Annotated in this window: 4 protein-coding genes; all 4 read right to left on the bottom strand. The window is 73.1% G+C overall.

Annotated features, from left to right (window positions below):
* Positions 1-369, bottom strand: a 369-nt coding sequence (locus FUT87_RS26725) for a UxaA family hydrolase (RefSeq protein WP_147242941.1), incomplete at its 3' end; no start/stop codon positions are given.
* A complete protein-coding gene (locus FUT87_RS26720) occupies positions 359-688 on the bottom strand; it encodes an L-rhamnose mutarotase (protein WP_147242697.1) in 330 nt (109 codons plus the stop codon). The genes FUT87_RS26725 and FUT87_RS26720, both read right to left, overlap by 11 nt.
* A 14-nt stretch (positions 689-702) precedes the next feature.
* Positions 703-1848, bottom strand: coding sequence for a mannitol dehydrogenase family protein (locus FUT87_RS26715; RefSeq protein ID WP_147242696.1), 1146 nt, complete (start codon positions 1846-1848; stop codon positions 703-705).
* Positions 1842-2248, bottom strand: a 407-nt coding sequence (locus FUT87_RS26710; RefSeq protein WP_147242940.1) for a zinc-binding dehydrogenase, incomplete at its 5' end; no start/stop codon positions are given. The genes FUT87_RS26715 and FUT87_RS26710, both read right to left, overlap by 7 nt.

The following is a 2248-nucleotide window of genomic DNA, read 5'->3' as shown; positions in this document are numbered from 1 at the left end:
ACGGCAGTCACGGCGCCGCGCGTCCGCGGCCTGCGCCGCCGCTCGCGGCGGCATCACCTCGGCCATCTCGAGGTTGTGCCCATGCACGTGGGCGCCGGGCTCGATCGGCGCGCTGGCCAGGCCGATGGGCTGGCCGTACTTGAGCACCAGCTCGCCGCGCCCGATCGCGCGCAGCGCGACCTTGTGCCCGGCCTCGATCGGTGCCAGCACTTGCAGCGTGGGCCCGTGGGAGCGGGCGATGCGTGCGCCGGCGGGCAGCGCGAACCGCGCGACCGCGATGTTGTCGTCCGGATGCAGGACGATCAGCGACGAGGCCGACAGGGCGCCCGGATCCGCGGCGGCGTCTTCGCCCGGCGATTCAGTCGACATGGAACACCTGCTCCATCGCGGCCCAGTGCTCGCCCTCGGCCCGGCTGTCCAGCGGCCGCTGGCAGGGGCCGCAGAAGGTCCACCAGCGCTGGGTCTCGGGGTCCGCGGCGATGGCGGCCATGTCGGCCGCATAGTCGCTGCCGTGGTACTCCCAGTAACCGAACAGCAGGTTCTCCGGCTCGCGCAGGAAGATGCTGTAGTTGCGCACGTTCGACGCCGCCAGCCGGGCCAGCACCGCCGGCCAGACGGCCGCGTGCAGGCGCTTGTATTCGGCGATGTGCTCCGGCGCGATGCCGATCACCATGCCCATGCGTTCCATGTCCTGCTCCTTGATCACGAGGTCCTGAGGGCGGTCCGCAGCCGCGACTGGGACAGCGCCGGCACATGCCGCCGCGCCAGCTCGACCACCGGCAGCAGGCGGCGGGCCTTCTTGCTCGCGTGGTTCTGCGCGATGTCGGCGAGCCGGTGCTCGAGGAAGGGGTTGAGCAAGCGGTCGCGCAGGCCGTCCAGGTAGACGAGCGCCTCCTCGCCTTGCCCGAGCGCGGCCAGCACCGGCAGCACCTCCTCCTGCCAGGTGTCCTCGAGCGGCTGGCGCAGCGCGGGGTCTTCCATGGCCTGCCGCACCGTCATGTCCGGCGCCCGGTCGAGGACGCGCCAGAGCTCCGCCAGCATCGTGTGGCCCAGGTTCAGCAGGAACAGCTTGAGCCGTTCATGGCGCGCGAGGTCCTCGGTCACGATGAGCGCCGGGTGCCGGCACGGCAGCTGCAGGCCCGGCTGGGCCTGCACGGCCCACAGCGCATAGGGCTCGGCCACCGCGCCGACCGGCTCCAGCGCCTGGGCCACGATGCGGTCGACCAGCGAGCTGGCCCAGACGACGTGGCCGAGCAGCCAGTCGATGAAGGCCGGCGGGCAGTGCCAGGACCGCGCCAGGGCCACCACCAGGTCGCCCAGGACGGCGCCGTTGCGCGAGACCAGCTCGCAGGGCAGCAGCGTCAGCCCGGCGTCCGGGGCCGCCTGCCAGCGGTCGTGCAGCAGCACCAGCAGCCGGGCCGGGAAGGCCTCGGGCGCGGGCGCCGCGTCGGCCAGCAGCGCCGGGCCGTCGCGCAGCGACAGCGCCCAGCCCTCGTCGCCGGTGTTGGACACGATCACTCGCACCGGTCCGCGCACGCGCTCGCGCACCGCGGGCCAGTCGGCGGCGGCATGCAGGGCCTCGCGCACCGAGCGGCAGATCCGTTGCGTCTCCACCGGGATGCCGCCGACCAGACCGCGCAGCACGACGGGAAACCCCTGCGCGCGGGCCAGTTCCCGCGCGCGGCGGGTGCTGGCCGGATGGTCGGTGCTCTGCACCACGGTGATGCCGCCCAGCGCGTCGCCGGTCTCCGCCGCCTCGCTGACGAGCAGGTCCACATGGGCCTGCAGGAAGCGCCCGGTGCCGAATTGAAGGATCGGCGGCGCACCGTCCAGGCCAGGGCTCAGCATTCGACCAGCGCCTTGATCACGCCTTGCCCGGGATCGAGCAGGTCGGGGAAGCGCGCCGGCAGGTCGCCCAGCGCCAGGCGATGCGTCGCCAGCGCGGCATGCGGCACCTGGCCCGCGCGCATCGCGGCGATCACGGTGTCGAAGTCCTCCATCGTGGCGTTGCGGCTGCTGAGCAGCGTGGCCTCGCGCTTGTGGAACTCCGGATCGGAGAAGCGGATGTCGCCCTGCACGATGGACAGCAGCACGTAGCGGCCGCCATGCGCGATGAAACGGAAGCCGCGCTCCATCGCCTGCGGATTGCCGGTGGCGTCGAACACCACGTCGAAGAACTCGCCGTCGGTCAGCCGCGCGAGTTCGGCCTCGTCGCCGTCGCCCAGCGTCACCGCGGCCGCGATGCCGG

Source organism: Mitsuaria sp. TWR114 (assembly GCF_007997345.1).
The sequence above is the reverse complement of the archived record's forward strand: the minus strand, read 5'-3'. Positions and strand labels throughout refer to the sequence as shown.